Genomic DNA, 23,858 nt, shown 5'->3' on the forward strand with positions numbered 1-23,858 from the left:
AAAAGGGGAACGCACGTGGACAAGGTACTGATCACCGGCGGATGTGGATTTATTGGCAGAGCGCTTACCGCGGAACTGCTCGATGCCGGCTACGACGTTCGCGTTTTCGATAGCCTCGTCGAGCAGGTGCATGAGGCCGGCGCCCCCGAACTGCCCGCCCAGGTCGAGGTTCAAACCGGCGACATGCGAGACGCCGCGGCCGTTAAAAAAGCGCTCGATGGCGTCAACGGCGTCTTTCATCTGGCGGCGGAAGTGGGTGTCGGCCAGTCGATGTACGAGATCACCCGTTATGTCGGCGCTAACGAGCTCGGAACGGCGGTGCTTCTCGAAGCCATGATCGACCGCCCGATCCGGCGCATCGTCGTTGCCTCTTCGATGAGCATCTACGGCGAGGGTCGCTATGTCGATGCCAGTGGCGCGCCCCATGACCACATCCGCCGCAAGGCCCGCGACATCGCTGCAGGGCAATGGGAGTTGCACGACGCCCAGGGCCAGCCTCTAAGGCCGGTGGCCACCGACGAGGAAAAACAGCCTGACCTCGCCTCGATCTATGCCCTCAACAAATACGCCCAGGAACGCGCCAGCCTCATTTTTGGGGACACCTACGAGACGGACGCTGTGGCCCTGCGCCTCTTCAACGTCTTCGGGCCGGGCCAGGCGCTCTCCAATCCCTATACGGGCGTTCTTGCCAATTTCGCTTCCCGCATTGCCAGCGGCGAGCGCCCGACGATTTTCGAGGATGGTCAGCAGCAACGCGATTTCGTCCACGTTCGCGACGTGGCGCGTGCCTTCCGCCTTGCATTCGAAAAACCCGAGGCGGCCGGTCATGCGATCAATATCGGCAGCGGGCAGGCCTATTCCATCGAGAGGGTGGCGCGGATACTCGCCGAAGCCATGGGCAAGCCCGATCTCAGCCCGGAGATCATGCGCAAGGCCCGCGCCGGCGACATTCGCAACTGTTTTGCCGACATCTCCAAGGCTCGCGAACTCCTCGGCTACCAGCCGCGCTACCGGTTGGAAGACACTGTGGGCGAACTTGCAGATTGGGTGGCCAAACAGACCGTCATCGACCGCGGTGCCGAGATGCGCCGGCACCTGGAGCAAAGAGGGCTCGTCAAATGAGCGAACCTCGATCCGCTTCCCGCGCGAGCTCCGTCCCGACACCGCCGACCATTGGACGCAAAAGGCCAATCCTCGTGATCGGCGGATCGGGATTCATCGGTTCGAACCTGGCCCACAGCTTTCTTAGCGATGGTGTTGACGTCATCGTGCTCGACAATCTCAGCCGCCCCAATGTCGAGGCCAATCTCGCCTGGCTGGGCGAAGAACACGGCACACGTCTGCAGCCCTATATCGCCGATATCCGGGATAATGCTGCAATCTCCGATGCGTTTGCCGATGCCAAGGCGGTCTTTCATTTCGCCGCACAGACGGCGGTGACGACGAGCCTGGCCGATCCGGTTGAGGATTTCGACATCAACCTGCGCGGCACGTTCAATGTGCTGGAAGCGGTGCGCAGGACCGGCAGGAAAATGCCGGTGATCTTTGCCAGCACCAACAAGGTCTATGGCGCTCTGGAAGACCTCGAAATGGTCGAACTCGACGATCGGTACATACCCGCCGACGAAAAATTGCGCGCATACGGGATTGCCGAAGATCGCCCGCTCGATTTCTGCACTCCCTATGGGTGCTCCAAGGGGGCTGCGGACCAGTACGTACTCGACTACGCCAAGAGCTTTTCCATACCCACTGCCGTCCTGCGCATGAGCTGTATCTATGGTCCACGCCAGTTCGGCACCGAGGACCAGGGCTGGGTCGCCCATTTCCTGATCCGCGCTCTCCAGGGCCAGCCGCTCACGGTCTATGGCGACGGCAAGCAGGTGCGCGACGTCCTTCATGTCGATGATGCGATTTCGGCCTATCGCACCGTTCTCGCCAATATCGATCGCGCTTGCGGCCGCGTCTACAACCTGGGTGGAGGGCCGCACAATGCGGTGAGCCTGAAGCTCGTTCTGCGTGAGACGGCGCGGATCGTCGGCCGCGACCTTGCAGTCGACCATCAGGATTGGCGTCCCGGGGATCAGCTCTATTTCGTCGCTGACACCCGCAAGCTCGAAACCGAACTCGGTTGGAAGGCCCGCATCGTCTGGCGCGACGGTCTCAGATCCCTCGCGCTCTGGCTCGTTTCCGAGCGCATGTCGAAATCAGAAAGTCCCGAACAATTGAGGAGCGTTAAATGAAAGTCGCTCTGGCCAATCCTTATTGGACCTATGAAGGCAGCATCTATTTCGGGTGCCGCGCCCCCCACCTGCCGCTCGAATTCGGCTATGCCAAGGCCATGCTCGAAGCGGCCGGGCACGAGGTCCTGCTGCTCGACGGCCGGCTGCAGGATCGCGGCAACCAAAGACTGGCCGAGGATGTCGCGCAGTTCGGCGCGCAGATGACCGTGGTCAGCACCGCTCCCACCTATCTCTTCTGGCGCTGCGCGCCCCCCGAATTGCGGGTGCCGCGCGATTTCCTCGATTCCCTTGGCGAACGCGGCGGATTGACCGTAGCTGTCGGTCCCCATGGCAGCGCCACCCCGGAAGCCACGCTTTCCAAACTGGGCTGCGATCTGGTCATCCGCGGCGAATGCGAGGAAACCATTACCCGTCTGGCAGGCGCCGAGGATTGGAAAAATGTCGACGGGATTGCCTATTTCGAGGGCGGCATTGTCGTTGCGAACGGCGCCGCCCAGGCGAGCCCTTTCGTCGATCATCCGCCCCTGAGCTGGCCAGCCGAATGGCTCGCAGTCCACGATCATCACCATCACCGGTTCGATGATGACCGCAAGGGCTACGGCGCCGAGGTCGAGGCTTCACGCGGCTGCCCATACAATTGCAGCTTCTGCGCCAAGATCGACTATCGTGATGCCTATCGCCGCCGCAAGGTCGAGCATGTCATCGCCGAGATCGATGCGCTGATCGCCCAGGGCGTGGGGTACATTTACTTCATCGACGAAATTTTCCTGCCGCAGAAGCCGCTACTAGAAGCGCTTGTCGAACGGGACATTCAGTTCGGTGTCCAGACCCGGATCGACCTCTGGAAGCCCGAAATGCTCGAACTGCTCGGCAAGGCGGGGTGCGTTTCGATCGAGGCGGGACTTGAAAGCCTTACCGTCGAAGGCCGCGAAATGCTCGCCAAGCGCTGCAAGCTCGGCACAGAGGAATTGGCGGAACTTCTGATCAAGGCCCGCAAGCACGTGCCTTTCGTTCAGGCCAATCTGATCGGCGTCGTCGAGGACGATCCCGCGCTGGTCACCTATTGGCGCACATATCTGCAGGACCACGGCGTCTGGGCCAATGAGCCGGTCCCGCTTTATCCCTATCCCAGCTCGCCCGACTATCGGCGCCTCTGGGGTGAACCCGACAACCAGGCGTGGGAACGCGCCCACGAGCACTACCTCAAATCCTTTGCCGCATTCAGCGACATTCAGGACCAGCAGCCACTGCCTTTGCGCAAGCTGGAGGCAGCATGTTGCAGCGCTTAAGGAGCGGCCCCAAACGGGTGCTCATGACCGTCGATGCCGTCGGAGGGGTCTGGCGCTACGCCATGGACCTCGCACGCCAACTCAAGGCCACGGGAACGGAGTTCCTTTTCCTCAGCCTGGGACCAGTGCCCGGCCCTGCGCAAAGGGACGAGGCCGAGGCGCTGGGCGAGTTGGTATGGCTCGATGCACTCCCCGATTGGCTCGCGGACGATCCTTCGGCCTTCGAAAGCCTGCCCCGCACCATCGAGGCCCTGGCTTGCGATGTGGATCTCATCCACCTCAACGCTCCAACTCATGCGGCCGGGCTTAGAACCGCTTTGCCTGTGGTGGTTGTCGCTCATTCCTGCGTGCCCACCTGGTTCGCCGCAGTGCGAAACGACGATTGTCCGCAAAACTGGTCGTGGCAGAAGGATCTCAATCGCGCCGGGCTGGACGTGGCCGATGCCGTGATCGCCCCTTCCCATAGCCACGCCCGCGCAATGGAGGATATCTATGGCCTCCTGCCTCAGCTTTCGGTGATCTATAACGGCTCATCGGGTGCAAGGCTGACGCCGAGCGAAAAACGCGACGGCGTCCTGGCTGCCGGCCGCTGGTGGGACGAGGGCAAGAATGCCGCCGCTCTCGACGCAGCCGCATCGCGTGTTGATCGACACATTGCTGCCGCGGGGGCCTGCAAAGGCCCAAATGGTGCGCAGTGGACCTTTGCCAATGTCCGGCATTTGGGATCTTTGTCGACATCTGAGATGGCCGAGTGGCTAGCCGGAGCGGCTATCGTCGTTTCCCCCTCCATCTACGAGCCTTTCGGATTGGTGCCTCTCGAAGGTGCCCGGGCAGGAGCTGCCTTGGTGCTCGCTGACATACCTACCTATCGCGAGCTTTGGGACGGCGCTGCACTCTTTGTCGATCCGCACAATCCCGACGCTCTTGCGGCTGCAATCAACCGCCTGAGCGCCGACGCCTCGCTGCGCACCGATCTCGCCGCCAAGGCGCAAGCGCGCTCGGAGGTCTATTCGCTCGAGGCGCAGGCCAATGCCGTCGGGGCGCTCTATCGCAGCCTCGTTCAACAGACAGTTCATTGAGGGGAAGGCCAGATGCGCTTTGTCTTTTATACCCACTCACTGGTTTCCGACTGGAACCACGGCAATGCGCACTTCCTGCGTGGACTGATGCGCGTGCTGACCTCGAAGGGATGTTCCTGTCTCGCGCTCGAGCCTGAGGACTCCTGGAGCCGCACCAATCTCGAAAAGGCTCACGGGCGAGGTTATGCCGCCCGGTTCGGCCAAGCCTTTCCCACCCTTTCCAGCCAGCAATATGGCGCCGGCTTCGACCATCGCGCGGCGCTCGATGGCGCCGATGTGGTTATGGTTCACGAGTGGACCGACCCCGAGCTCATTGCCGAGATCGGGCGCATTCGCAAAGAGGGAGGCACCTTCACTCTCCTCTTTCACGATACCCACCACCGGGCGGTTTCGGCCGAACGCCAGATCGCCGATCTGATGCTGGAAAACTATGACGGCATCCTCGCCTTCGGGGAAACGCTGCGCCAGCGCTATCTCGACGCCGGTCGGGGGCGGCAGGTCTTCACCTTCCACGAAGCTGCCGATGTCGACCTTTTTCACCCCCTGCCACTGATCGAACGCCAGCGCGATCTTGTGTGGATCGGCAATTGGGGCGACGGCGAACGTACCGCCGAGCTTGAGGAGTTCCTGATTGCCCCGGCGCGCGAACTGGGGCTTACCGGGACCGTCCATGGCGTCCGCTACCCCGACCGGGCGATTGACCTGCTGGCCCAGGCCGGTCTGGATTATCAAGGCTGGCTGCCCAATGCCGAAGTGCCGCGCGTCTTTGCCAACCACCGCTTCACGGTTCACGTCCCGCGCCGGCCCTACGTCCAGGCGCTGCCGGGCATTCCCACGATCCGCGTCTTTGAAGCGCTCGCCTGTGGCATTCCGCTGATCTCGGCCCCCTGGCGGGACGAGGAGAACCTGTTCCGCCCGGGCGAGGATTTCCTTTTCGCGCGCAACGGCGAGGAGGTGCGGGCCCATATGCGAGACCTTCTTGCCGACCCTGAGCGCGGCCGCGCGCTGGCCCAATGCGGGCTCGAAACCATTCGAAACAGGCACACCTGCGCCCACCGCGTCGACCAGCTTTTCGACATCGTCCGCCAGCTCGATGGCAATGGCGCAGCCACCAGGGGGGCAGCATGACAAGGATCGCATTTTATGGGTCGAGCCTTGTGTCGTCCTACTGGAACGGCGCGGCCACCTACTACCGCGGATTGATCAAGGCACTGTCCGAGCTCGGCTACCGCACGACCTTTTACGAACCGGACGCCTATGACCGACAGAGCCATCGCGACATCGAGCCACCAGAGTGGTGCGAAGTCGTCGTCTACCCCGCCACATCCGAAGGCGTGCAGCAGGTAACCGACGAGGCCGGCAAGGCCGATATCGTCGTCAAGGCGTCCGGCGTCGGCTTTGCAGACGACATCATTTTCGAGCGCGTCCTAGGGAAAGTGCGCGACGACGCGCTCATCATCTTCTGGGACGTCGATGCACCGGCGACGCTCGCACAATTGCGCTCCGAACCGGGCCATCCGCTGCACCGCCACCTACAATCATGCGATCTGGTTCTAACCTATGGCGGCGGCGATCCCGTGGTGCACGCCTACCGCGAACTCGGCGTCGACCGATGCATTCCGATCTACAATGCCCTTGACCCCGACACCCATTTTCCCGTCGATCCCGACCCGCGTTTCGAGGCGCATCTAGGTTTCCTGGGCAACCGCCTGCCCGACCGCGAGGAGCGCGTCGAGGAGTTTTTCCTTAGAGCGGCCGTCGATTGCCCGGACCTCTCCTTCCTTCTTGGCGGCTCGGGCTGGACGGATAAGCCGATGCCGGAAAATGTCCGCGCCCTGGGCCATGTGGGCACCGCCGACCACAACGCTTTCAACCGCACACCCCGTGCCGTGCTCAACATCAGTCGCGAATCCATGGCGCGCAATGGCTTTTCACCCGCTACGCGCGTGTTCGAAGCGGCCGGCGCCGGAGCATGCCTCATCACCGATTATTGGGAGGGGATCGATATGTTTCTCACGCCCGGCAGCGAGGTCTTTGTTGCCCGCGACGGCAAGGACGTCGCCGAGATCGTCTCCAGCCTCGATGCGCAAACCGCCACAAGCATTGGTGAAGCCGCCCTCGCCCGCGTGCTGCGCGAGCACACCTATGACAGGCGCGCCAAACAGGTGAATGCGATCTTTTCCGCCATGCTGGCGGATCGACCTCGGGAGGCCGCCCAATGAAGCGCACTCTCTACGACATCGTCTTTATCGGACTTTCGCTGTCTTCCTCTTGGGGCAACGGACACGCCACGACCTATCGCAGCCTGCTACGCGGCCTTGCCACCCTTGGCCACTCGGTCCTGTTCCTTGAGCGCGACGTGCCCTGGTATCGCGACAACCGCGATCTGCCCCATCCCGATTTCTGCGATCTCGTCCATTACGGCGCGGCAAGTGACCTTGCGACTACCTTCGCGGGCCCCATCAAGGCCGCAAATCATGTGATCATCGGCTCTTATGTGCCCGAGGGCGTCGAGGTCATCGATATCGTCAATCAGCTGCGTGGCGGCGAGACCTGGTTCTACGACATCGATACGCCGGTGACGCTCGCCAAGCTGGCGAGGAACGACCAAGAATATCTCGCTCCGCGCCAGATTCCCGAACTGGAAGGCTATTTCTCCTTCGCCGGCGGCCCGGCACTGACGACGCTTGAAAACCGCTACGGCGCCAAGGCTGCCTTTCCGCTCTATTGTACGGTCGACGCCGACCGCTACCGTCCCACCGGCGAACGTCTCGCCTGGGATCTGGGGTATCTCGGCACCTATAGTGCAGACCGTCAGCCAGCTCTGGAAAGGCTGCTGATCGAGCCCGCCCGCCGTCTGCCCCATATGCGTTTCGTGGTGGCCGGCCCGCAATATCCTACCGACATCGACTGGCCCGACAATGTCGAGCGGATAGATCATTTGCCGCCCGCCAACCATCCGTCTTTTTACTCGCGCCAGCGCTTCACCCTCAACGTCACGCGCCAGGACATGATCGCCAACGGCCATTCGCCCAGCGTGCGCCTGTTTGAGGCTGCTGCCTGCGGGACACCGGTGATCAGCGATCGCTGGGACGGCCTGGACGATCTGTTCCCCAACGGCCGCGCGATCCTTCTGGCCGATGACAGCGACGACGTGGTGAGCCTGCTGCTCGACCGCGACGAAGATTGGCGCCTCTCGATCGCCGACGCCGCGCGTTCGCGCGTTTTGGCCGGCCATACGGGCAAGAAGCGGGCGCAAGAACTCCTTTTCGTCCTCGGCCACGAGCGTGCGGCGTCGCAGGCGCGCTCGGGCCTTGGATCAATTCAGCAGTTTCTAGCGTGAGGATTTTGCCATGAATGCCATAACTCACCTCAACCCCCTCGGCACCGCGCTGGTTGCAGGTGGAGCCGGCTTTGTCGGCTCGCATTTGTGCGACCGCCTGCTCGACCGGGGTTACTCCGTCATATGCGTCGACAGTTTCCTCACCGGCTCGCGCGAGAACATTGCGCCCCTCACCAACCACCCGCGTTTCAGGCTGATCGAGCACGACATCTGCGCGCCGCTCGACATCGATGAGCGTCTCGATCTGGTCTTCAACCTCGCCTGCGCGGCATCGCCGCCGCACTACCAGGCGGACCCCATCCACACCATGATGACGTCGGTCGTCGGGACTGGGCATCTTTTGACCTTGGCGGCGCGTGATGGCGCCCGGTTTCTCCAGGCCTCGACCAGCGAAGTCTATGGCGATCCCGAGCAGCACCCCCAGCGCGAGGATTATGTGGGCCACGTCAACTGCACCGGCCCGCGCGCCTGCTATGACGAAGGCAAGCGTGCCGCCGAGAGCCTGTGCTTCGACACCATGCGCGCCGGCGAGGTGGATGCCCGGGTCGCCCGCATCTTCAACACCTACGGCCCCCGGATGCGCCCCGATGATGGTCGGATCATCTCCAACCTCGTGGTGCAGGCACTTTCGGGCAAGCCGCTGACCATCTATGGCACCGGCGAGCAAACCCGGTCGTTCTGCTATGTCTCGGACCTCATCGAAGGCCTCCTGGCACTCATGCTCGCCGACGAAAATCCCGGCGGACCGGTCAATCTGGGCAATCCCGGCGAATTCACCATCAATCAGCTTGCCGATCTGGTCATCAGGCAAACCGGCTCGAAATCGCGCAAGGTCCATATGCCGCTTCCCAAGGACGACCCTCAGCGGCGGCGACCCGATATAACCCGCGCCAAAACTCTCCTGGGCTGGGAACCTCGCGTGCCCTTGGCCAAGGGGCTGGCCCAGACCATCGCGCACTTTTCCCTCGGCGTTGCGGGCAGGCCAGAGAGGAAAGCTCCCCGACGCCGCAGGTCGGCGACCCGTGCCGAGGCAACTGCACGATGAACAAGGCCTTCGATGAAATCCCCTCGGCGCGTCACGATCTGGCCCGGCGGATTGACGAGCTGGCGCCCTGGTTCCACAACATCGAGATCGCCGGCATCCAGACGGCGCCCGGTCACATGCTGGGCAACCATCCTCGCGACAAATGGAACCAGTTTCAGCACATTCTGCCAGACGATCTCGAAGGCCGCAGCGTCCTCGACATCGGCTGCAATGCAGGCTTCTTTTCCTTAGAGATGAAGCGGCGCGGTGCGGGAAGGATCGTCGCCATCGATTCCGATCCTCGTTACGTCGCGCAGGCCGAACTGGTGTTCGATGCCTTCAACCTCGACGCCGACCTGCGCCAGCTTTCCGTCTATGATCTGGCATCGCTCGGCGAGCGCTTCGATCTCGTGCTGTTCATGGGCGTCTTCTATCACCTCCGCCACCCGCTATTGGCGCTCGACCTGATCCACGAACATGTGGCCGACGATCTGATGCTGTTCCAGACGCTGCAGCGGGGGGACCCAACCCAACTCGCCATTCCCATGGACATGGCATTTTCGTTGACCGATCCCTTCGACAACCCTGCCTTCCCCAGGTTCAGCTTCATCGAAAATCGCTACGCCGAAGATCCCACAAACTGGTTCATCCCCAACCGGTCGGGGAGCGAAGCCGCACTGCGAAGCTCGGGCTTTGCCATCGAGGCTCATGCGGACCCCGACGTTTATCTATGCCGCAAGGTCGATCGCCCTCAGTGGGTCGAGCCGCCACCCGCGATTGCGGTCTAAAGTCTAAGGAACGGCCTCGGGGTCGGTTCAGGGCCCACCGGCCGCCGCGCCTACGACCACCATCACGAGGGAATCGATATCGATTTCCCCTTCGACCCTGACGCGGTCGCCATCGCGGCGGACACTCAACGTCTCAGGCTTCTCAGCCGCCTGCCGTTCAAGCTCGTCGATGACCGCCTTTCGGGCTTTGGTCTCGAGAGTCTCGCTCATATCGCCGGCACCCATTTCCAGAACACTCCTTCCTTCCGATCAGGATAGTGCTTGAACTCGCATTCGAACCGCCAGCCATAGGCCTTGGCTGCCTCGAGCGCCGCAGGCGCGGGCGGGTTCATCCCGGTTCCCGGCGCAAACCAATCCTCGATAAGATCGTCCGGGACATAGGCGCCGATACGCAGCGGCAGATTTTCAAGGACCCTGTCCATCTCGGCAGGTGGCGACATCGAGCTCTCCTCCTTGGCTCACATCGAAATCTCAAAGCCCGAACGGGAACGTGTCCGGCACGTGTCCCGGCCGAGTGGCCGTAGCGAGCGGCGCTATGGCATGAGTCTGGTCGAACCACACCAGCGCGTCGAACTGCTTTGAGACCGACGCTTCGGCATAGTGGCTGTAGCGCTCGGTCTCGGGCCGGTAGATAACGCCGATGAACCGCTCCAACCGCGGTTCCTCGAGCACTCGGGCAACATTTTCATGCTGTCCAAAATCGAAAAGCGACCGTCTCTTGCCCGAGAGATGAAAGCAGCGTTCGACGCTCTCGTCCAGCGATGGGCGAACGGTTTTGATGTCCATCTCCCCGTCCCATTCGCTTGCCGCAGCGACTGTCCCCGCATGGGTCGAAAACCCGATAAGCACCGCTTCAGCCCCGAACCGCTCGCGGCAGAGCTGCCCGATATTGAGCTCTCCGCGCGCCTTGCCCATCTCCGTTTCCCGCGCATCCCCGATATGGGAGTTGTGTGCCCAGACCACAGCCTTGGCGGCCGGTCCTTTGGCCTCGAGCAAATGCTCGAGCGTCTCGAACATATGCCTGTCGCGCAGGTTCCAGCTTGCGGAACCGCCATAGTACATGGCGCGATAGTATTTTTCCGAGGACGCGACGAGCCGCGCGCTTTGAGCGGCGTCGAGATAGTCCTCGCCATCCTCTGGTGCGTAGCGGAGTTCGCTGTCGAGCATATCGCGTAGCTGCCGAACCACTGCCTCCTCGCAGCCGCGATACCCTTCCGAGAGCGCCATGCGACCATAAGCTGATGGCTCGTTCTGCCAAGGCGTGAGGCAGCCATAGCGCTCCCGCGCCACGGCCGCCGCGTCCAGATCAACACTGTCGAGATAGGCCAGAACCGCAGCGATGGAAGCGCTCAGATTGTAAAGATCGAGCCCATAAAAGCCTGCCTGCCTACCGGATTCGACACCCTCATTGTAAGCGCGCAGCCAACGCAGAAGGCCATCCACCTCCCGGTTGCGCCACATCCAGACGGGAAATCGCTGAAAAGGCGGTGGAGCATCTTCGCGGGCGTGTCGATGACGCACATAACGGTTGACTGCTGCGGCGTCAGGCCAATCGGCCTCCACGGCAATGATCGTAAAGCCGTGTCTTTCCACCAGGCGCCGGGTGATGGCCGCCCGCGCGCGGTAAAATTCCGACGTGCCATGTGTGGCCTCCCCCAGAAGCACCACGCGCCGATCCGCGAACCGATCGAACGCGGTGCCGAAGGCAGGGTCACCGGGGTCAGGCAGGTCTTCGGCAATTATTGCGATGCGGTCGGCGAGACTCGTGCGGATTGCCGGGGCCCACGCATCGTCTTTCCACCCCTGCTCACCCACCAGCGGCACGAAGAGTACCCCGCCCAGATCCTCCTCCTCGAACCTGCCGTCGGCAACCCGCGTCAGCCGAACCAACCGCTGATGCCCGAACGCACTCTCCACCGGAATGACCAAGCGGCCACCGATCGCCAATTGCTCCTTGAGGGCTTCTGGCACGACGGGCCCACCAGCGGCCACGATGATGGCGTCGAAGGGAGCGTTGTCGGGCCAGCCCAGGCTGCCATCGCCGATCCGAACATGCACATTGATGTATCCGAGCGAAGTAAGGCGCTGACTGGCATTCTGGGCGAGCGCGTCATGGCGTTCGATGGTAAAAACGGTTTCGGCCAGTTCCGCCATGACAGCCGCCGCGTAACCCGATCCGGTTCCGACCTCCAGAATCTTGTCTCCGGCTCCGATGCGGGCAGCTTCGACCATATGCGCAACGATATAGGGCTGGGAGATCGTCTGCCCCTCCCCGATCGAAAGAGCGGCGTCGGAATAGGCAAATTCCTCCATCCCGGGTTCGACGAATCGCTCTCGCGGCACCTTTCCCATTGCCGCCAGAACCCGTCTGTCCTCGATCCCGCGTCCGGCCAGATGGGCCTCGACCATCCTCTTTCGGGCGGCGTGGAAATCGGCCATTGCGCTAGGCCGTCGGACGTCGACGCCAGATGAGAATAAGCGCCACCGCCGCGATCGATAGAACGAGCAGTTCCGCTGCAAGGCCGAATCCGCGCCCTCCGCGTTTTTCGGCCATGACCGGCAACGGCTGGGCCTGCCGCGCAAGCTCGTGCTCGACGACATCCAGGCCACCTTCTGCCGGATCTCTCTCAAACTGAGGCTGTGCCATGATGGACCTCCATATCCTGTTAGAGCAATGGGTCGGATCGTTCGGCGTTCCCTTTCCTGGCGCCGATCATGCCCCTACGCTATCGTAGGTGAACACCACGGCACCGGTTCGTAATACCAACGTCACAACAGGGCATTAGGCGATCGTTTCTCTTTCTCGACCGATTCTGAAAGGATGCCCGAATGCGCCTTCCCCATCTCTCCACGTCAGTGAGCGCGTTGGCTTTTACCCTCGGCATTTCGGGGGTCTTGGCAGGAACCGCTGCGGCGCAGGAAAGCGCCTTCGAGCTCCAGATTCTGCACACCAATGACCATCATTCCCATCTCGAGGGCAGTGACTACGATCTCACGATCAATGGTCAGCCGGTCCGCGCCCAACTCGGCGGCTTCGCGCGTATCGCCACGCTGATCGAAGAGATGCGCACGCCCCAGACGCTCGTTCTCAACAGCGGCGAATTGAACGGCACGCTTTATTTCAGCCTCTTCAAGGGCCGTGCTGATTTCGAGGTCTTCAATGCCCTGGGCCTGGATGCCTACCAGATCGGCAATCACGAGTTCGACGAGGGCGAGGAGCTGCTGCGCGAACTTGTCGACATGGCAACGTTCCCAATCCTGGGCGGCAATGTGCACCCGACCGAAGCGAGCCCGCTGCACGGCGCCGACCTCCTCCCCTACATCGTCAAGGAGGTCGAAGGCGAAAAGATCGGTATCGTCGGCGTTCTCAAGGTGGAAAAGACCGTGGAATCCTCGATGGTGACCGAGGCGGTTGAGTTCTCTCCCGAATACGAGACGGTGCGCGAGCACATCGCCGCCCTGGAAGCCGAAGGCGTCAACAAGATCATCGTCCTCAGCCATCTCGGCTACGATCTCGACCAGGAACTGGCTGCCGAAGTTGCCGGCATCGATGTGATCATCGGCGGCGACACCCACGAATTGCTCGACAGCACCGGCGAAATCGCCCAACTGGGTCTCGAAGTCGACGGAGACTATCCCACCATCGTGGATTCCTCCGATGGCGCCCCCGTTTACATCGCCCAGGCTTGGGAAATGGCCCACGGCATGGGCGTTCTCGACGTCGCCTTTGACGGCGATGGCAATGTGCTGAGCGCCGAAGGCAACATCATCCTGCCGGTCGAGGGCCCTTTCCGCACTGAAGGGGAGGACGAGCAGTTTCATGAATTGGACGAGGCCGCCCAGGCACAGGTCCTCGACTTCATCGAGAAGAGCCGGACGCTTGCTGTCGTCGAACCTTCGGCTCAGGTGACCGAACTCCTTGCCCCCTACAGCACCGAACTGGAAGAATTCCGCACACAGCAGATCGGCACGGTCACCGAAACGCTGGGCTTCGAGCGCATTCCCGAGGCATTCGAAACCGGAGAAACCCCGACCGGAAGCTATGCGGCCTATTACGTCGCCGACAGCTTCCTGCACTATCTGCCCCAGGCAGATATCGCCATCCAGAACTCGGGCGGCGTCCGCAGCCAATTCCTCGCCGGACCATTCACGGTGGCCGACGCCTACACCATGCTCCCCTTCTCCAACACCCTCGCCACCGTTGATCTCACCGGCGAACAGGTGGTCTCCGTGCTCGAAGATGCCGCCGACTATTCGCTGACTTCGGGTTCGACCGGCGCCTTTCCCTATGCTTCTCATCTGCGGTTCGACGTGGACAAAGGGGCGCCCAAGGGTGAGCGGATTCTCAACGTAGAGGTCAAGGACCGCACCTCTGGAGAATGGAGTGAAATCGACCTCGCGGCCACCTACAGGGTCGCGACGAACTCCTTCACTGCTCTGGGCCGCGACGGTTACGACACCTTCGCCGAGGCGATCGCCGCCGATCCCTCGGTCCATGAGGACAGCCATGTGGCTTATGCCGTGCCGCTGATCGAATATTTCCAGAACGCGCTGGCCGATGGCGAGCTTCCGGTGATCGATCCTGCCCAATACAGCCTCAAATCGGTTCGCGATTAATCGCAGAAGGGGCGGCTGCGGCCGCCCCTTCTTTCCTGAAATGCCTTAGCGCTCGACTGTGTCGCAAAATGCTGCAAGCATTCGCGACCGGTCGCTTTTGTCGGCCGGGTTTCGTTTCAGGAGTAGATTTTTGCCGTCCTTACCCACCCCCACGCTCACCTTTTTCTGCACGCTCGAAGTCGATCTCTCCAAGCCCCTGGACGTCGGGCCAGCCATCAGCGGCACCCGCCGCGTCATTCCCATCAAGGGCGGACGCGTCCATGGTCCGGATATCTCCGGGCGCATTCTCGATATCGGGGCCGACTGGCAAACCGTTCTCGACGGCGGGGTCGCCGAACTCGACGCGCGCTATGCCTTCGAAACCGACGACGGCGCGGTGATCGAAATCCGCAATTTCGGTGTGCGTCATGGCCCTTCTGACGTGATTGCCAAACTCGCCGCCGGCGAGCCGTGTCCGCCGCAATCCTACTACATGCGCTCGGGCGCTCGGCTCGAAACCGGCCATCCCGGCTACGCCTGGATCAACAAGACCATGTTTGTGGGCACGGGCGCGCGGCTGGCCAGCGCCGTCCACATCGATCTCTACATCGTGCAATAGCACTCGACCTTAGGCCGATTGGACAGGAGCGGCCCGATTCTATACTACCGGGCCAAAACAACAGTGCTTACAAGGAAAACAGGGTGAGCGAACCACGCGTAATCATCGCCGGCGGCGGCATTGGCGGTTTGGCCATGGCGCTGACGCTGCACCAGATCGGCGTGCCTTTCACCGTCTTTGAGTCGGTTCGCGAATTGGCGCCGCTCGGCGTGGGCATCAACCTGCAGCCCAATGCCGTCCGCGAGCTTTACGACCTGGGTATCGGCCCCGACGATCTCGACACCATCGGCGTTCCCTCCAAGGAATGGGCGCTGGTCGGGCTCAACGGCAACGATATCTATTCCGAACCACGCGGGCTGCTCGCCGGTTACAAATGGCCGCAATATTCGGCCCACCGCGGCAGGCTCCATATGCTGCTTTACCGCAAGCTGATCGAACGGGCCGGCCCCGATTGCGTCAAGCTCGGGCACAAGGTCACTGGTTACGACATCGCTCCTGATGGCACGGTATCGGCCCACATCCGGCTTACAGATGGAACAGCGACCAACGAATCTGGCACGTTGCTGATTGCGGCGGATGGTATCCATTCGGAAATTCGCGCCCAGATGCATCCCGATCAGCCTCCCATCAACTGGGGAGGCGCCATCATGTGGCGCGGCACCACCAAGGCGCGCCCGATCCGCACGGGATCGTCCTTTGTGGGCTTTGGCACGCACCGGCACCGGCTGGTCTTTTATCCAATTTCTCCCGTCGATCCCGATACCGGGCTGGCGACCGTCAACTGGATTGCCGAACGCACACTCGACAGTGCCGATGGATGGAAGAACAGCGGCTGGTTCCGGCCTGTCGAAATCGATGAGTTCATCGGCCATTTCGCCGATTGGCGCTATCAATGGCTGGACGTACCCGACCTTCTAAGCCGGGCCGAAATTGCCTATGAAAACCCCATGATCGACCGCGATCCCGTCGATACCTGGCAGGACGGACCGGTTGTGCTGATGGGCGATGCCGCACACGCGATGTATCCGACCGGCTCGAACGGAGCCAGCCAGGCCATTGTCGATGCGCGCGTGCTGGGGGCAGCTATCCTCGACAAGGGCGTAAACCCTTCCGCGCTCGCAGTATATAACGAGAAGCTCTGTGGGCCGATTTCCGAAGTCATCTTGCGCAACCGCAGCGCTGGTCCCTTTGGCCTTCTCAATATCGTCGATGAGCGCTGCGGCGGCGTTTTCGACAATATCGATGATGTGATCCCAGCCGAGGAGCGCAGCGCGTTCATGGCCAAGTACAAGTCGGCCGCCGGCTTTGCCGTCGAACAGCTCAACACCGCCGGTCCGACCATTCCTGCCGGCCGCTCCCTCGCCGAGCCCGTTCCCGCCTGATTGCCCGGCAGGGGCCTGGCGCTTGTGAAGATTTACCACTTGGAAACCATAAGGCGATTGTGGGCCTACGCGCGGCCTGCAAATCGACCTAGGCAGGATGGGTCTCCCAAGCACCATCGATGCCGCGCACCATGGATTCCAACACCCGCCACGCCTTCGCCCTCATGAACGAAGAAACCGAGCGCCCGGAGAGCCAGGAGAAAAAGCCGGCCCAGCCCGACCGCGTTCAATTTAGCCTTGCGAAAAACGGCATCAGTGTGAGCGCCGCCGTCTCGGTCCAGTATTTCGACACGAAGGTGCTGCCGATCATGACCAAGTTATTGGCCGAGATCGCGGGCGAAGCCGACGCCACGCCCGCCGAACAGCCCGAGGCACCGCAGGAGACGCGGCCCGAGCGCTTCCGAAACAAGGAAAGGCCCTCTATCCGGCAGATCATCGAAATGCTGGAGGCAAAATCGGGGCCCGAGGTGGTAAAAGCCGCAGCCATAAGCCTGACCCTTTTTCAACAGACTCCGATCTTCACCCGCGAGCGATTGCTGAGTGAGGCCGAAACGGCGATCGGCCATTGGCGCAAGGTCCACGCCAAGACCGCCGACGTCATACTCGACTACCTGCTGGCCAGCGGTTTTCTTGTCGAGCGCGGCAATGGCGAACTGTGCATGAACCCCGAAGAAGAAAAAGCCGCCATTCTTGGCCTGCGGAAGCGGGACTAAGCACTGATCGCTTCCTACTGACCGGCCGATGGCGGCTCCAGGAGATGGCGCTCGACCGCGCGGAGGTGCTGATACATCGCCTGCCCCGCCCCTTCTAGGTCGCGCTGCTCGATGGCCGTAATGATGCGGTCATGCTCGGCGAAGGAATGGTGATCGGCTGGCGGACGGTCCGCGTTGGAGCGGAGCATTCCCCACACCACCGCACGTCGGACGGCGTTGAGCGCGTCGAACAAGGCCAGCAACAGCCGGTTGTCCGTCGCTTCGGCGATGCATCGGTGCAGCTCGTTGTCCGCCGCCTCATATTGGCGCCATGTGCCCGCCCGGCGCGTGCGCTGGACGCAGCGATGCATGGCTTCCACATGGCGTGATGTGGCATTGAGCGCCGCTTCCCGGGCAATGATCGGCTCGATCAGGAGCCGGGTACGCATAACCTCGGCGGGATTGGTTTCCCGGTCGATCTCGGCCAGGCTGAGCACTTCTATCGCCCGACTGCCGGTAAAGGTGCCCTTGCCCACATGCCGCCAGAGTTGGCCTTCCGCCTCCAGCGTCGCCAGCGCCTTTCTTAGATCCGCCCGCGAAACTCCGAGCTGTTCGGAAAGCTCGCGTTCGGCCGGAAGACGCGTGTTGGGCGGAAAGTTGTGGCGGGTCAGCCAGGCACGCAACTGCACCAGGGTCGCACCGTTGCCCTCGCCACTCGTATCGTGATCGTCTGCAATATCCATCGCCTAAACCAATTTCGATTGGTTATCCGCAACCTAGCCGGATTTTCGCTTGTGTCAATCCAATCGACGCGACCATTTCGGATTACACGAAACACGGCAAAAGCAAAAATGGGCCAAATAAGTTCATCATTATCGCTATATTTCAATTATTTACACAGAACCCTTCTCCAAGCACCGCTCTCACCAAAGGGCAGTTGACCTTCAACCAATTTGATGAAATCATCAAACCATTCCGGATTTGGTTGCGCGCAAGGAGGGCCACCCTCTCCGGAAAGTCATTTCGTAAGGGAGGAGGAACTTATGAAAACAACCCGCAACATCTTGGCGAGCGCCATGGTCTCGGTGACCATGATGGCCGGCATCTCGCTCAGCGCCCTGCCTGCCTGGGCCCAGGAAGCGCCGATGCGTGTCGCCATGGGCGATATCGCAAGCGTCGAAAGCCTGGGGCTCCTTGTCGCCATGGAGCGCACCAAGGAACGCGGCGTGCCCATGGAGCTCACATTCTTCAATTCCGAGGATGTCGCAAGCCAGGCCGTGGTCGGCGGACAGGCCGATATCGGAGTTGGCGCGCCCTATGCCTTTATTCAGAATTCCAACGCCCCGATCCGCATGTTCTACAGGATGACCACGCTTCTGTTCTTCCCGGTGGTCAATTCCGAAGTCTATTCGGGCTGGGAAGACCTCGATGGCCAGGAGGTCACCGTTCACTCACGCGGCTCGGGCACCGAAGCGCTGATGCGGCTCATGGAAAGCCAGCATGGCATCCAGTTCTCAAACCTCAGCTACGTTCCGGGCGCCGAAGTACGGGCAGGTGCGCTATTGCAGGGTACGATCAACGCCACGATCGTCGATGCCGCCTCCATGCGGTTGCTTGAGGAAGAAGCGCCGGGCAAGTTCGTGCAATTGCCCGTCGAAGGCGTCAATGCCACCGACGAAGCGCTCTATGCCAACACCAATTTCCTGGAAAGCCGCAGCGAGGACGTCGCCGTCTTCGTCGAGGAACTGCTCGGCACCTGGGAAGACATCAACGAAAATCCCCAACGCGTCGCCGAATGGCGCGAGCAATACGATCTTCTGCCCGATCTTCCGGCGGAAGCAGCCGGCGATGTCGCGGCCTTCTACACCGAGGCCGTCGAGGGCGGTGTACTCCCGCTGGGCGGGGGCACGCCCGAGGATGTGACCGACGACCTCGAATTCCTCGTTGCCGCCGGTCAGGTTACCGCACCCGAGGGCGAAACCGATGTTTCGATGTTCTGGGACTTCGGCCCTCTGGACGCCGCACGACAGTAAGCATGAGGGGCCGGTCTGAATCGCCTGGCCTGCCCCTCTCTTTTTCTCGAGCTTCTGGTGACTTCATGTCTAGCCTGCACACGGCCGATGCCGCCCTGCTGCGTGACCGATCTGACGCCCCCGGCTTTCTGGCCCGCCTCGTGGAAGTGCCTCTGATCTGGAAACTGCTTTCGATCGCCCTGTTCGCCCTCGCCTGGGAACTGGCGGGCCGCTCGGGGTTCAATTTCTCGTTCCCGACCTTCTCGGCCACCGTGGCAGCCTTCTGGTCCATGCTGGCCGATGGCTCCATGGGCATGGCCTATCTGCGCACGGTCGAGCCGCTGCTGATCGGTCTCGCCTTTTCTCTTCTCGTCGGTGTCACCATGGGCGTGGCCATGGGTTTGCGCGAAGATGTCGAATGGCTGGCCTTGCCGATCTTCATCGTCATGCAGGCCGCCCCTATGGCGGCGCTCATCCCCCTGGTGACCTTCATCTACGGCATCAGTCTTGCCGCCAAGGTCGTGGCCGTCGTGATGCTCGCCATGCCGGTCATCACCATCAACTCCTACAAGGCCGTCCGCAACGTGCCCGGCTCGCTTGTTTCCATGTGCCATTCCTTCATGGGCAACCGGCGCCAGCAGATCTGGTATGTGGTCATTCCCGCCGCCAGCCCCATGATGTTCGCCGGCATCCGGCTCGGCGTCGCAGAGGGGTTTTCGGGCGTCGTGCTTGCCGAACTGCTGATCACCCCGACCGGCATCGGCGACCTCATCACCTTCCACCGCTCGGTGGCCAATTTCGCCCACATGTACGCAACCATCGCCTCGATCGTCCTGTTCGCGGTGCTCGCCGTTGGCGTGCTGCAATGGATCGAAACCCTGCTGTTCCGCCCGGAAAAACGGAGTGTGAAATGAAACTCGCAAGTGCCGAAACAATCGAGAACGGAGCCCAGCCCGTGGGATCGAACAAGATCATCGAGGTGCGTAACGTCTCCAAGGTCTATGGCACCGAGGTGGTGGCGCTCAAGGACATCAATCTCGACTTCCAGACCGGGCAGTTGACCAGCCTTCTGGGGCCATCGGGCTGCGGCAAAACCACCTTGCTCAAGATCATCGCCGGGCTGCTGCCGGCCACCCATGGCGAAATCCTCGTCAATGGCAAGCCCGTAACGGCACCGGGCCCCGAGCGCGCATTCGTGTTTCAGGACTTTGCGCTCCTGCCTTGGGCGAGCGTGCTCGAAAACGCCGCCTTCGGCCTTAAGATGCAGGGCAAGGCCAAACGCGAGCGCGAAGAGATCGCCAACCACTATGTCAAGCAAGTGGGCCTCGACGGCTTCCAGAAAAGCTATCCGCACCAGCTCTCGGGCGGCATGCGCCAGCGCGTCGGCCTCGCCCGCGCCCTGTCGGTGAATGCCGACGTCCTTTTGATGGACGAGCCTTTTTCGGCCGTGGACGAACAAACCCGCCGCAAGTTCCAGGAGGATCTGATCCGCCTGCGCGAAGTGGAAAAGAAGACCTTTATCTTCGTCACCCACTCGATCGAAGAAGCCGTCTACGTCTCGGACCGCATTGTCCTGCTCTCCCCGCGCCCCGGCCGGGTGTCCGAGATCATCGATCCCGACATTCCCGGCGATATCGGTCCCGATGCCCTGCGCCGCAACGAGGTTTACCTCGAGACGGTGGAGGACATCTGGCACGGCATCAAGAAATACGTGGACTGAGCCATGACCCTGTTCGGACATAGAGTACCCAGAATGGCCTCTCTGGTCGTCTGGCTGATCATCTGGGAGATCGTGGGCCAGCTCGAACTGCTGATGCTGTTCCCGCCCTTTTCCTCGGTGCTCGTCGCCATGGCCGAGGTCGTCACCGCCAGAAGCTTTGCCGAGGCCGTCTGGATCACTCTTTCATCCTACGCCCTGGGCATGGCGCTGTCCCTCGTCGTGGGGATTTCCATCGGCATTCTGATGGGGCTCTTCAAGCCCATCGACAACATGCTCAACATGTGGGTCAACATCTTCCTCTCGGCTCCTCTGTCGGCGCTGGTCCCCATCTTCATGATCCTGTTCGGCCTGGGCACGCCCACAGTGGTCGTCACGGTCTTTATGTTCGCCGTCTGGATCATTGTCCTCGATACCCGCGCTGGGGTTCAGAACATCTCGCCATCATTGATCGAGATGTCCCGCTCGTTCGGCGCCAATCGCCGGGAGCGCGCCAGGATCGTGCTGCTCGCCGCCCTGCCCGAAATCCTCGCCGGCATCCGGCTCGGCATGGTCCGCGGCGTCAAGGGCGTTGTCATCGGCCAGTTGCTGGTGTCGATCATCGGCGTTGGCGCGCTGTTCTCGCTCTATCAGCAGAACTTCCTGATGAGCCATTTCTGGGCGCTCGTCGTCCTTCTGTTCACCTTTGCCTTGACCATGGCGGACCTTGTCGGCCGGCTGGAAAAACGCATCGAATACTACGCACACGTTAGGAGCTAAAAATGAGCGAAAGTGCACTCAGGGCCAATCCGACCGCCGGTTTCGTGATCGCCCCCAACCCGATCCCGACCCTGCCGGTCGAAGGTTCGAGCGAACTTTTCCCGGTCAACCGCATCTTCTGCATCGGTCGCAACTACGCCGCCCATGCCGTCGAGATGGGCCACGATCCCGACAAGGAGCCGCCCTTCTTCTTTTTCAAGCACGGAGCGGCGGTGATTACTGACGGCACCTTCCCTTATCCCACGGAAACCTCGGACGTGCATCACGAGGTCGAAATGGTCGTCGCGCTCTCCAAGGGCGGCACCGATATTGCCGTCGATGACGCGCTTGACCACGTCTATGGCTATGGCGTCGGGCTCGACATGACCCGCCGCGATCTCCAAGGCGAAGCCAAAAAGCTCGGCCGCCCCTGGGAGGTCGCCAAGAGCTTCGAGGCATCTGCTCCCTGCGGCTCTCTGGTTCCCGCCAGTCGTATCGGCCATCCCGACCAGGGGAGAGTCGCCCTGGCGGTCAATGGCCAGACGCGCCAGGAAGGCGATCTCAACCAGATGCTCTGGAAAGTACCGGAAATGATCTCGATCCTTTCGCGCTACTTCACGCTCCAGCCCGGCGACGTGATCATGAGCGGCACCCCCTCGGGCGTCGGCGCCGTCGAGCGCGGCGACACTATCGTCGCCAGCATCGATAGCGTTGGCGAGATCACCGTAAAGGTCGTCTGATCTCCCTTCCCGGCGGAGCGCCCCACGTGCTCCGCCTCTTTCCCTCAAGGTTCAACATCCATGTTCGACGTCGACCCCGGCCAAGCACTGTTCCTGCTCGGCATCCTGATCGCGACCGGCGCTGTTGCCGGCATCGTCTCCGGCCTGCTCGGCGTGGGCGGCGGCATTGTCATCGTGCCGGTGCTGTTTTTCGTATTCCTGGCGCTCGACATATCCGAAGCGGTGCGCATGCACGTAGCTGTGGGCACCTCCCTTGCCACCATCATCTTCACCGGCTTTATCTCGGCCCGTTCCCATTGGAAGCGCGGCAGCGTCGATACCGCATTGCTCAAAAGCTGGGGGCCCTGGATCGCATTGGGCGTGGTTTTGGGAACCGTGGTCGGTGGCAACGTCTCGGGCGCCGTGCTCACACTGGTCTTTGCGGTGATCGCGGCGCTGGTCGCCATCAACATGGCGTTCAAACCCGCCGACAATGTCGCCCCCAGGCCGATGCCAAAGACGCCGCTCAAGCAGTTCCTTTCGATGGTCATCGGGCTGATCTCGGTAATGATGGGGATCGGCGGCGGCACGCTCGCGGTGCCCATCCTCTCGTTTTTCACCTATCCCATCCGCCTCGCCGTCGGCACGGCCGCCGCGATCGGGCTGATCATCGCCATTCCCGGCACCATCGGCTATGCCCTGTTCGGCCTGGGCGCCGAGAACTTGCCGCCCTTTTCGCTGGGCTATGTCAATCTCGCCGGCCTCATCGCCATCATTCCCACCTCGATGCTCACCGCCCCGCTCGGCGTGAGGATCGCTCATTCCATTCCTCAACTCGCCCTGCGCTGGTGCTTCGCCGCCTTCCTCGCCATCACCTCGATACGGATGATCACCAGCATCTGGTAGGGCAATGACTGGCTGCTAGTGCCGCATCTGCCGCGCTGCCTGCACAATAGGCGCGACCGCATCATGCAGGCCGTCGGGCGTATCACCAGTGACCACGACGCCCAGCAACGCGCCCGCGATACCAGCCTCTCTGAGCCGAGCCGTATCCCCGGGCACGAAGCGCTTTTGGCTCGGGGCGATAACTGGGGCGGCGCTCTTTTGCGCAATGGCACGGTAGGCATCGAGATCGGCTTCATCGAGCGGGGTGCCATAGGCGGAAAAGGGCACGATTGACGCTTCGATGATCGCGCCGGGCAGCGCATTCATCTCTGCCAGATCCGCCTCCGTGCTCGTGTCGGCCATGGCCGGCATCGGCCGCAGCCGGCAAGCGAGAAGATGCGGTTGCATATGCGCGAAATAGACGTTGAAGCCCTCAAACCCCAAATCGGCGAGCGCCTCCATTTCCCCCGCGCTCGGCACAGTTTCCTGTCCGGCCATCACCAGCAGCGGCAGACCGAGACTTGCCACCGCTTCAATGAACGGCCGCTCCTCCTCGAACGAGCCAAAGGTCGTTCCCGAGGCGCGATGATAGGCGTTAAGGTGCAGCTTGAGCGCATCTGCCCCCGCATCCCGCGCCGCCTCGGCCAGCGCCATGTCGTGACGCGGCAAAGAGACGGCTATGGGAAACGCTCCGCTCTTGAGAGCGGCATGGAAATGGTCGGTCATCGCAAAGCT

Annotated in this window: 24 protein-coding genes and 1 pseudogene; 19 read left to right on the forward strand and 6 right to left on the reverse strand. The window is 61.9% G+C overall.

Annotation, left to right across the window (positions count from 1 at the left end; genetic code table 11):
• Positions 1 to 15: 15 nt before the first annotated feature.
• The 9 genes and pseudogenes from NO932_RS14570 (at position 16) to NO932_RS14610 (ending at position 9,763) form a co-directional block, all read left to right on the forward strand.
• Complete coding sequence (locus NO932_RS14570) at positions 16 to 1,122, forward strand: SDR family NAD(P)-dependent oxidoreductase (RefSeq protein WP_309208007.1); 1,107 nt, start codon at positions 16 to 18, stop codon at positions 1,120 to 1,122.
• A pseudogene (locus NO932_RS14575) lies at positions 1,032 to 2,240 on the forward strand (NAD-dependent epimerase/dehydratase family protein); the annotation flags it as partial. The gene NO932_RS14570 and the pseudogene NO932_RS14575, both read left to right, overlap by 91 nt.
• The gene (locus NO932_RS14580) at positions 2,237 to 3,529 is read left to right on the forward strand and encodes a TIGR04295 family B12-binding domain-containing radical SAM protein (RefSeq protein WP_309208008.1); all 1,293 of its coding nucleotides are present in this window, start codon (positions 2,237 to 2,239) and stop codon (positions 3,527 to 3,529) included. The pseudogene NO932_RS14575 and the gene NO932_RS14580, both read left to right, overlap by 4 nt.
• Positions 3,530 to 3,552: 23 nt before the next feature.
• On the forward strand, positions 3,553 to 4,608 hold the full coding sequence (locus NO932_RS14585; RefSeq protein WP_309208010.1) for a glycosyltransferase family 4 protein: 1,056 nt from the start codon (positions 3,553 to 3,555) through the stop codon (positions 4,606 to 4,608).
• A gap of 12 nt (positions 4,609 to 4,620) precedes the next feature.
• The gene (locus tag NO932_RS14590; protein ID WP_309208012.1) at positions 4,621 to 5,736 is read left to right on the forward strand and encodes a glycosyltransferase; all 1,116 of its coding nucleotides are present in this window, start codon (positions 4,621 to 4,623) and stop codon (positions 5,734 to 5,736) included.
• Positions 5,733 to 6,830, forward strand: coding sequence for a glycosyltransferase (locus tag NO932_RS14595; protein ID WP_309208013.1), 1,098 nt, complete (start codon positions 5,733 to 5,735; stop codon positions 6,828 to 6,830). Before NO932_RS14590 ends, NO932_RS14595 begins: the two co-directional genes overlap by 4 nt.
• Positions 6,827 to 7,951 (forward strand): glycosyltransferase, encoded by a 1,125-nt coding sequence (locus NO932_RS14600; RefSeq protein WP_309208014.1) that lies wholly within the window; start codon positions 6,827 to 6,829, stop codon positions 7,949 to 7,951. The genes NO932_RS14595 and NO932_RS14600 overlap by 4 nt, the downstream gene beginning before the upstream one ends.
• A gap of 10 nt (positions 7,952 to 7,961) precedes the next feature.
• Complete coding sequence (locus NO932_RS14605) at positions 7,962 to 8,996, forward strand: SDR family oxidoreductase (protein ID WP_309208015.1); 1,035 nt, start codon at positions 7,962 to 7,964, stop codon at positions 8,994 to 8,996.
• Positions 8,993 to 9,763 carry a TIGR04290 family methyltransferase gene (locus tag NO932_RS14610; RefSeq protein WP_309208016.1) on the forward strand — a complete coding sequence of 257 codons (771 nt, stop codon included), beginning with the start codon at positions 8,993 to 8,995 and terminating at the stop codon, positions 9,761 to 9,763. The genes NO932_RS14605 and NO932_RS14610 overlap by 4 nt, the downstream gene beginning before the upstream one ends.
• Before the next feature lie 27 nt (positions 9,764 to 9,790).
• Here NO932_RS14610 and NO932_RS14615 read toward each other — a convergent pair whose 3' ends face one another.
• Genes NO932_RS14615 through NO932_RS14630 form a run of 4 tightly spaced genes read right to left on the reverse strand, consistent with a single transcriptional unit; the run spans position 9,791 to position 12,410 of the window.
• The gene (locus NO932_RS14615; RefSeq protein WP_375142765.1) at positions 9,791 to 9,973 is read right to left on the reverse strand and encodes a hypothetical protein; all 183 of its coding nucleotides are present in this window, start codon (positions 9,971 to 9,973) and stop codon (positions 9,791 to 9,793) included.
• Positions 9,970 to 10,203 carry a hypothetical protein gene (locus tag NO932_RS14620; RefSeq protein ID WP_309208018.1) on the reverse strand — a complete coding sequence of 78 codons (234 nt, stop codon included), beginning with the start codon at positions 10,201 to 10,203 and terminating at the stop codon, positions 9,970 to 9,972. Before NO932_RS14620 ends, NO932_RS14615 begins: the two co-directional genes overlap by 4 nt.
• Positions 10,204 to 10,234: 31 nt before the next feature.
• A complete protein-coding gene (locus tag NO932_RS14625) occupies positions 10,235 to 12,202 on the reverse strand; it encodes a protein-L-isoaspartate(D-aspartate) O-methyltransferase (RefSeq protein ID WP_309208019.1) in 1,968 nt (655 codons plus the stop codon).
• 4 nt (positions 12,203 to 12,206) lie between these two features.
• Complete coding sequence (locus tag NO932_RS14630; protein ID WP_309208020.1) at positions 12,207 to 12,410, reverse strand: hypothetical protein; 204 nt, start codon at positions 12,408 to 12,410, stop codon at positions 12,207 to 12,209.
• A gap of 182 nt (positions 12,411 to 12,592) precedes the next feature.
• On the opposite strand from NO932_RS14630, the gene NO932_RS14635 reads away from it, so the two are divergent.
• From NO932_RS14635 to NO932_RS14650, 4 genes are all read left to right on the forward strand, one after another.
• The gene (locus tag NO932_RS14635) at positions 12,593 to 14,380 is read left to right on the forward strand and encodes a 5'-nucleotidase C-terminal domain-containing protein (protein ID WP_309208021.1); all 1,788 of its coding nucleotides are present in this window, start codon (positions 12,593 to 12,595) and stop codon (positions 14,378 to 14,380) included.
• Positions 14,381 to 14,510: 130 nt separating this feature from the next.
• Entirely contained in the window at positions 14,511 to 14,978 is a 468-nt protein-coding gene (locus tag NO932_RS14640; RefSeq protein ID WP_309208022.1) for a DUF3237 domain-containing protein, read from the forward strand.
• A 134-nt stretch (positions 14,979 to 15,112) separates the two neighbouring features.
• The gene (locus tag NO932_RS14645; protein WP_375142888.1) at positions 15,113 to 16,360 is read left to right on the forward strand and encodes a flavin-dependent oxidoreductase; all 1,248 of its coding nucleotides are present in this window, start codon (positions 15,113 to 15,115) and stop codon (positions 16,358 to 16,360) included.
• Positions 16,361 to 16,479: 119 nt separating this feature from the next.
• Complete coding sequence (locus NO932_RS14650) at positions 16,480 to 17,073, forward strand: hypothetical protein (RefSeq protein ID WP_309208024.1); 594 nt, start codon at positions 16,480 to 16,482, stop codon at positions 17,071 to 17,073.
• A 14-nt stretch (positions 17,074 to 17,087) separates the two neighbouring features.
• Here NO932_RS14650 and NO932_RS14655 read toward each other — a convergent pair whose 3' ends face one another.
• Complete coding sequence (locus tag NO932_RS14655) at positions 17,088 to 17,795, reverse strand: FCD domain-containing protein (RefSeq protein ID WP_309163721.1); 708 nt, start codon at positions 17,793 to 17,795, stop codon at positions 17,088 to 17,090.
• Between the two features lie 300 nt (positions 17,796 to 18,095).
• Here NO932_RS14655 and NO932_RS14660 point away from each other — a divergent pair, with 300 nt between their 5' ends.
• The 6 genes from NO932_RS14660 (at position 18,096) to NO932_RS14685 (ending at position 23,144) form a co-directional block, all read left to right on the forward strand.
• Positions 18,096 to 19,085, forward strand: a complete 990-nt coding sequence (locus NO932_RS14660) for an ABC transporter substrate-binding protein (RefSeq protein WP_309208025.1) — start codon at positions 18,096 to 18,098, stop codon at positions 19,083 to 19,085.
• 65 nt (positions 19,086 to 19,150) lie between these two features.
• A complete protein-coding gene (locus tag NO932_RS14665; protein ID WP_309160242.1) occupies positions 19,151 to 19,978 on the forward strand; it encodes an ABC transporter permease subunit in 828 nt (275 codons plus the stop codon).
• Positions 19,975 to 20,784 (forward strand): ABC transporter ATP-binding protein, encoded by an 810-nt coding sequence (locus NO932_RS14670; RefSeq protein ID WP_309208026.1) that lies wholly within the window; start codon positions 19,975 to 19,977, stop codon positions 20,782 to 20,784. The genes NO932_RS14665 and NO932_RS14670 overlap by 4 nt, the downstream gene beginning before the upstream one ends.
• A gap of 3 nt (positions 20,785 to 20,787) precedes the next feature.
• Entirely contained in the window at positions 20,788 to 21,540 is a 753-nt protein-coding gene (locus NO932_RS14675; protein ID WP_309208027.1) for an ABC transporter permease subunit, read from the forward strand.
• 2 nt (positions 21,541 to 21,542) lie between these two features.
• Positions 21,543 to 22,259 (forward strand): fumarylacetoacetate hydrolase family protein, encoded by a 717-nt coding sequence (locus NO932_RS14680; protein ID WP_309208028.1) that lies wholly within the window; start codon positions 21,543 to 21,545, stop codon positions 22,257 to 22,259.
• 60 nt (positions 22,260 to 22,319) lie between these two features.
• The gene (locus NO932_RS14685) at positions 22,320 to 23,144 is read left to right on the forward strand and encodes a sulfite exporter TauE/SafE family protein (RefSeq protein WP_309208029.1); all 825 of its coding nucleotides are present in this window, start codon (positions 22,320 to 22,322) and stop codon (positions 23,142 to 23,144) included.
• Positions 23,145 to 23,159: 15 nt separating this feature from the next.
• On the opposite strand, the gene NO932_RS14690 is transcribed toward NO932_RS14685, so the two are convergent.
• Positions 23,160 to 23,849, reverse strand: coding sequence for a hypothetical protein (locus NO932_RS14690; RefSeq protein WP_309208030.1), 690 nt, complete (start codon positions 23,847 to 23,849; stop codon positions 23,160 to 23,162).
• Between the last annotated feature and the right edge of the window lie 9 nt (positions 23,850 to 23,858).

It is taken from the genome of Pelagibacterium sp. 26DY04 (genome assembly GCF_031202305.1).
Lineage (GTDB): Bacteria > Pseudomonadota > Alphaproteobacteria > Rhizobiales > Devosiaceae > Pelagibacterium.